The organism is Streptomyces sp. NPDC057543 (assembly GCF_042801895.1).
Lineage (GTDB): Bacteria > Actinomycetota > Actinomycetes > Streptomycetales > Streptomycetaceae > Streptomyces.
Map to the genome: position 1 here is coordinate 1 of NZ_JBHVFF010000389.1, position 6,477 is coordinate 6,477.

General features: G+C 66.4%; 4 protein-coding genes. 1 reads left to right on the forward strand and 3 read right to left on the reverse strand.

Features of this window, described 5'->3' with window-relative positions; genetic code table 11:
* Window positions 1-47: 47 nt before the first annotated feature.
* From ACFU8Q_RS37785 to ACFU8Q_RS37795, 3 genes are all read right to left on the reverse strand, one after another.
* Window positions 48-1,325 carry an MFS transporter gene (locus ACFU8Q_RS37785; protein WP_384463569.1) on the reverse strand — a complete coding sequence of 426 codons (1,278 nt, stop codon included), beginning with the start codon at window positions 1,323-1,325 and terminating at the stop codon, window positions 48-50.
* Between the two features lie 124 nt (window positions 1,326-1,449).
* Entirely contained in the window at window positions 1,450-2,532 is a 1,083-nt protein-coding gene (locus tag ACFU8Q_RS37790) for an inositol-3-phosphate synthase (protein WP_384463572.1), read from the reverse strand.
* Window positions 2,533-2,593: 61 nt separating this feature from the next.
* Window positions 2,594-3,301, reverse strand: a complete 708-nt coding sequence (locus ACFU8Q_RS37795) for a helix-turn-helix transcriptional regulator (RefSeq protein WP_384463575.1) — start codon at window positions 3,299-3,301, stop codon at window positions 2,594-2,596.
* A 388-nt stretch (window positions 3,302-3,689) separates the two neighbouring features.
* On the opposite strand from ACFU8Q_RS37795, the gene ACFU8Q_RS37800 reads away from it, so the two are divergent.
* Window positions 3,690-6,407 carry a transglycosylase domain-containing protein gene (locus ACFU8Q_RS37800; RefSeq protein WP_384463579.1) on the forward strand — a complete coding sequence of 906 codons (2,718 nt, stop codon included), beginning with the start codon at window positions 3,690-3,692 and terminating at the stop codon, window positions 6,405-6,407.
* Window positions 6,408-6,477: the final 70 nt, after the last annotated feature.

A 6,477-nucleotide genomic window follows, 5' to 3' on the forward strand; every position in this document is an offset into this window, starting at 1 on the left:
GTTTCACGTGAAACAGCGCCCCTCACCCGCCCTCGCCACAGCGCCTCTCACGCACGCCGGAGTGCCCTCTCGGTGCGGCTCCACCGGAACAGCGGTACGGCGACAACTGCATAAAGCACGGCCACTCCGATCACCACTACGAACGACTGCCCGTCAGGAGGCAGCATCAGGGCAGAGACCGCGGCAGCGCCCACGAACGCCACGTTGAACAGCACGTCGTAGAGGGAGAAGACCCGGCCGCGGAAGGCGTCGTCCACCGAGGTCTGCACCACCGTGTCCGTTGCGATCTTCGCCCCCTGAGTGACGAGTCCGAGGATGAATGCCGCGACGAGTATCGGCGCGGGGACGAACCACAGCCCCAGTGCGGGTTCGAGGACGGCGGCCGCCGTCGCACACACCGCCATCCAGCGGAACCGCCCGAGCCACCCCACTGCCCACGGTGTCACCACGGCCGCCGCGAAGAAGCCCGCACCCGATATCCCCACAGCCAGCCCGAGGAGGGCCAGGCCTTCGGATTCGCTGTCGGACCAGGCGTACCGGCACAGCATCAGCACTATCACGGTCAGTGCCCCGTAACAGAAGCGGATCACTGTCATGGCGGCCAGCGCACGGGTGGCCTGCTTCCGCTCCGCCAGATGACGCAGCCCGTCGGCGAGCCCCCGAGCCGTGATGGCCAGAGCCTTTCGCAGCTGGATGCGGCGCCCGTCCTGATCCGGTCCGAGGAGTCCGGTGGCCAGACTCAGGGAGGCCAGTGCCGAAGCGAGGTAGAGCGCCGCGCCCAGCAGCACCACCGCCGCGTCGGAGTCGGCGAGCAGCAACCGCACGATGAACGCGAGGCCGCCGCCGGCCGTGGCGGCGAGCGTGCCCGCGGTGGGCGAGAGTGAGTTGGCCAGCACCAGCCGGTCCCTGTCGACCACACGCGGCAGCGCGGCCGAGAGCCCGGCCAGCACAAAGCGGTTGACCGCGGTGACGCACAGCGCCGAGACGTAGAAGAGCCAGTCGGGTGCGGCGCCGAGGATCAGGAATGCGGTGCAGCAGGCGAGTGCGGCGCGCAGCAGGTTGCCGTACAGAAAGACCTGACGACGTGGCCAGCGGTCCAGCAGGACGCCGGCGAAGGGGCCGATGAGCGAGTACGGCAGGAGCAGCACGGCCATGGCGGAGGCGATGGCCCCCGCCGATGCCTGTTTCTCCGGGGAGAAGACGACGTGCGTCGCCAGCGCGACCTGATAGACGCCGTCCGCCGACTGGGAGAGAAGCCGTACGGCGAGCAGACGACGGAAGTTCCGAAGGCGCAGGAGTACGCGCAGATCACCTACGACGGGCATGTGATCAAGGGTCACATACGTTGAGGGTCCCCGGGTGGATGACCCGGGGACCCTCAACGGTGCGGAAGGGAAGGAGCGTTGCCGCTCGCTACCGAGCCGCGTCGACGCGCCGTGTCCGGTCGCGTCAGTTGGCGACCTCGCCCTTGATGAACTTCTCGACGTTCTCGCGGGCCTCGTCGTCGAAGTACTGGACCGGCGGGGACTTCATGAAGTACGAGGACGCGGAGAGGATCGGGCCACCGATGCCGCGGTCCTTGGCGATCTTCGCGGCGCGAACGGCGTCGATGATGACACCGGCGGAGTTCGGGGAGTCCCACACCTCGAGCTTGTACTCCAGGTTCAGCGGAACGTCACCGAAGGCACGGCCCTCGAGGCGCACGTAGGCCCACTTACGGTCGTCCAGCCAGGCCACGTAGTCCGACGGGCCGATGTGGACGTTGTCCGCACCGAGCTCGCGGTCACGGATCTGGGAGGTGACGGCCTGCGTCTTGGAGATCTTCTTGGACTCCAGGCGCTCACGCTCGAGCATGTTCTTGAAGTCCATGTTGCCGCCGACGTTCAGCTGCATCGTGCGGTCCAGGATGACGCCCCGGTCCTCGAAGAGCTTCGCCATGACGCGGTGCGTGATGGTGGCGCCGACCTGCGACTTGATGTCGTCGCCGACGATCGGGACACCGGCCTCGGTGAACTTGTCCGCCCACTCCTTGGTGCCGGCGATGAAGACCGGGAGGGCGTTGACGAAAGCGACCTTGGCGTCGATGGCGCACTGCGCGTAGAACTTCGCGGCGACCTCGGACCCGACGGGCAGGTAGCAGACGAGGACGTCGACCTTGCGGTCCTTCAGGACCTGGACGACGTCGACCGGGGCCTCGGCCGACTCCTCGATGGTCTCGCGGTAGTACTTGCCCAGACCGTCGTGGGTGTGGCCGCGCTGGACCGTCACGCCGGTGCTGGGAACGTCGGCGATCTTGATGGTGTTGTTCTCGCTCGCACCGATGGCGTCCGCGAGGTCGAGGCCGACCTTCTTCGCGTCGACGTCGAAGGCGGCGACGAACTCGACGTCCCGCACGTGGTAGTCGCCGAACTGGACGTGCATCAGGCCGGGCACCTTGCCGGCCGGATCGGCGTCCTTGTAGTACTCGACGCCCTGGACCAGCGAGGCGGCGCAGTTGCCCACGCCGACGATGGCTACGCGAACCGAACCCATTCCGGTTGCTCCCTGTGTGTAATGGATGTTCCCGATGAAGTCCCGCGGATCTGCGGGGACCTCACTTTGAGGTGTCGTCGGACGGATCCGGCAGGGTGTCACCCCGGTGCCGGGGCAGGCCGTCCGTCTCTCCTGCTGTGTTCTGCTGAGCTTCGCCCCCGGGCGAGGATCGTCGCTGATCCCGTCCCGACCGCTCGCTCTCGATGAGCTCGTTCAGCCAGCGCACTTCGCGCTCCACGGACTCCATGCCGTGTCGCTGCAGCTCAAGTGTGTAGTCGTCGAGGCGCTCGCGGGTGCGGGCCAGGGAGGCCCGCATCTTCTCCAGGCGCTCCTCCAGCCGGCTGCGCCGGCCTTCCAGCACCCGCATCCGCACCTCGTGCTCCGTCTGCCCGAAGAAGGCGAAACGGGCTGCGAAGTGCTCGTCCTCCCAGGAGTCGGGGCCGGTGTGCGAAAGCAGCTCCTCGAAGTGCTCCTTACCTTCCGCCGTCAGCCGGTAGACGATTTTGGCGCGGCGCCCGGCCAGTGAGGAGGCGGGGGCGACCGCACGGCCGGCGGCGGGCGGAAGGACGGCCGGAGCTGTTCCCGGCTCCTCGATCAACCAGCCGTTGGCGACCAGCGTCTTGAGGCAGGGGTAGAGGGTGCCGTAGCTGAAGGCGCGGAAGATCCCCAGCGACGTGTTGAGGCGTTTGCGCAACTCGTACCCGTGCATCGGGGACTCGCGGAGCAGACCGAGAACGGCGAATTCGAGGATGCCGGAGCGTCTGCTCAACTTCGCCTCCTCCTTCTCCGGGTGCTCTCGCGGAGCCCTGTGCCGAGCTGATGTACCGAGCTGATGTATCGACTCGATACATCAGGACGATAGATCGGTCGTCGCCCTGGGGCAAGAGGGGGCATCGTGAACGGCGTCACATCGTGAATTCATAGGCACCGACTTGCGTTGTTTGGGGTGAAGTTCGGCGCTAGGAGGGTTTTGACCGTGCGTAGTCTGTGCGGCATGCAGACCACCGGGAACCGTGAGACGGCCGCGCGCGTCAGTCTTCGCGGACCAGTCGGAGGTACTGCGGATGAGTCTGTCGCAGGGCTGGTCCGTCATTCGGGGGACCGGATCTCAGCCGCCGCTTCCAGGCGTTCTTGCCTGCCCGAGGAGTAGTCGTTCCATGAGCGAGCACCGTCGCAAATCGCCCCAACCGCAAGGTGGCGGGCGGGCAGCGGCCAGACGAGCCGCCCAGCAGTCCTCCGGACGCCGAGCCGCTCCGTCACGCGGAGTAAGTTCCGAGTCACCGACCGAGTCGCCTTCCGGTTCGAGGGGCGGGGACAGCCCGTACGGCGGGCGCGCGGCGGCCAGACGGGCCGCCCAGCGCGGCGGCCGTGGCGGCGGTAGCGGCGGCGGTGGTCGTCGTCGCGGTGGTGGTGGCGACAGCGGACACGAGGGCCCGGGACGGGGGCGTGGCCGTGGTGGCCAGGGTCCCGTCAAGAAGCGCTTCATCGACTACCCGCGCGCCGGGAAGTACGGCGCGCGGCGCTGGGTGCCGTCCTGGAAGCTCGTCTCCAGCCTCTGCATCGGCTTCCTCGGCCTGTTCATGGGCCTGGCGGGCATCGCGTACGCGATGGTCACCACGCCCGACGTGAACAAAAGCGCGAAGGCGCAGAACAACGTTTATTTCTGGGACAACGACACGCAGATGGTCGCCACGGGCGGTGAGGTCAACCGTCAGATCATCGGTTACGAGCAGATCCCCGAAGCCATGCGGAACGCGGTCATCTCGGCCGAGAACAAGTCCTTCGAGCACGACAGGGGCATCGACCCCATGGGTATCGCCCGTGCTCTGTACAACATGGCGACCGGTGGTCAGACCCAGGGTGGATCGACGATCACCCAGCAGTTCGTGAAGAACTCCTACTTGTCCCAGGACCAGACCCTGAGCCGGAAGTTCCAGGAAATCTTCATCACGCTCAAGGTCACCAACGAGATGGACAAGAACGACATCATCACCGACTACCTCAACATCTCGTATTACGGGCGAGGTGCGTCGGGGATCCAGGCGGCGGCCCGTACGTACTACGACAAGGACGCCACGGAGCTGAACCCGAGCGAGTGTGCGTTCCTGGCCACGCTGCTCAAGGGCGCCACCTACTACGATCCGGCGGGCGCCGTCGAGGTCGATTCCGTGCAGGCCACCAAGGCGAAGAACACCGAACGGGCCAAGAAGCGGTGGAAGTGGATCCTCGACGAAGAGGTCAAGGACAAGCGCCTCTCGCAGGCGGAGCGCGCCAAGTACACCGAGTTCCCGATGCCCAAGCCGCCGAGGAAGAACGCCCAGCTGGGCGGTCAGACCGGATACTTGGTCGACCTCGCCAAGTCGTACGCCCTGAACAACGTCAAGGGTATGACGGCTGAAAAGCTGGCCCAGGGCGGCTACGAGATCCACACCACTTTCAACGAGAAGAAGGTCAAGGAGCTCGACGCCGCGGTCCAGAAGGTCTACGACAGCAAGATCAAGCCGAAGCAGCGCCCCAAGACGGACACCCACGTCCAGTTCGGTGGCGGGTCGGTGGATCCCAAGACCGGTGCCATCGTGGCGATCTACGGCGGTCAGGACGCGACCAAGCACTACACCAACAACGCCAACCCCACGGGTGCGCAGGTCGGTTCGACCTTCAAGCCGTTCGTGCTGGCGGCGGCGATGGAGTACGGCAAGCGCAACCCCTTGCTCGAGGAGGACCAGGGTCTGTCGGATCGCGAGAAGGTCTCGCCGCTGAGCATCTACAACGGCGACGACAAACTGAAGATCAAGAAGTACAACGGCGAGGTCTGGAAAAACGAGAAGGGCGGCGAGTGGCTGCAGACCAACGACGGCCACAAGTCGGAGGGCAATATCACCCTTCGTGAGGCGATGCGGGTGTCCGCCAACTCCCCGTACGTCCAGCTGGGCATGGACGTCGGCACCGACAAGGTGAAGGCCATGGCCATGGCCGCGGGGCTCAAGGACGACAACAACATGGCCGATTCGAATGTGCCGTCGTTCTCCATCGGTACGTCCTCGCCCAGCGCGATCCGTATGGCCGGTGCGTATGCGACCTTCGCCGCCAGCGGCATGCAGCGCGAGCCCTACTCGGTCAAGGAAGTGAAGTACGAGGGCGATGTCATCTACCAGCACAAGGACGCCCCCAAGCGCGCCTTCGGCAATGACATCGCCGACAACGTCACCGATGTCCTGAAGAACGTCGTCGAGAAGGGAACCGGAACTCCCGCGCAGCTCCCCGGCCGCGACGTGGCGGGCAAGACGGGTACGACGGACGAGAACAGGTCCGCCTGGTTCGTCGGCTACACCCCGCAGCTGTCGACGGCCATCAGCATGTACCGGCTGGACGACGACGAGAAGAACACCCACCGCGAGTTCGAGAAGATGTTCGGTACGGGTGGCGAGGAGAAGATCCACGGTGCCTCGTTCCCGGCCCAGATCTGGCACGACTACATGGCGGAGGCGATGCAGGGTATGCCGGTCCTGACGTTCCCGAAGCCGGAGCCGATCGGTGAGAAGGTCTACGGCGGCGGTGCCCAGAGCCCCAGGCCGACGCCCACCGCCGTGGAGTCGCCCTCGCCGTCCGCCTCGCCGACCGAGTCGCCCTCGATGACTCCCTCCCCGCCCGCTCCCGACCCCAGCGACACCTGCAGCGCATGGGACTGGAACTGCCAGAACAACAACGGCGGAACCAATACCGGAGCTGCGAACGGTGGTGACGTCGGCGGTCCCAGTACCAGCCCATCGACGTCCGCCTCCCCGCCGAACGGCGGCAACGGCAATGGCAACGGCAACGGAAATGGCAACGGCAACGGGAACAATGGCGGGATCTTCGGAGGTCCGGGCGGCTGACGCCCGTTCGCCCGCAGAGACCGGCGACCCGGTCCGGCCATGAGGGCCGCCGCACCACACGGTGCGGCGG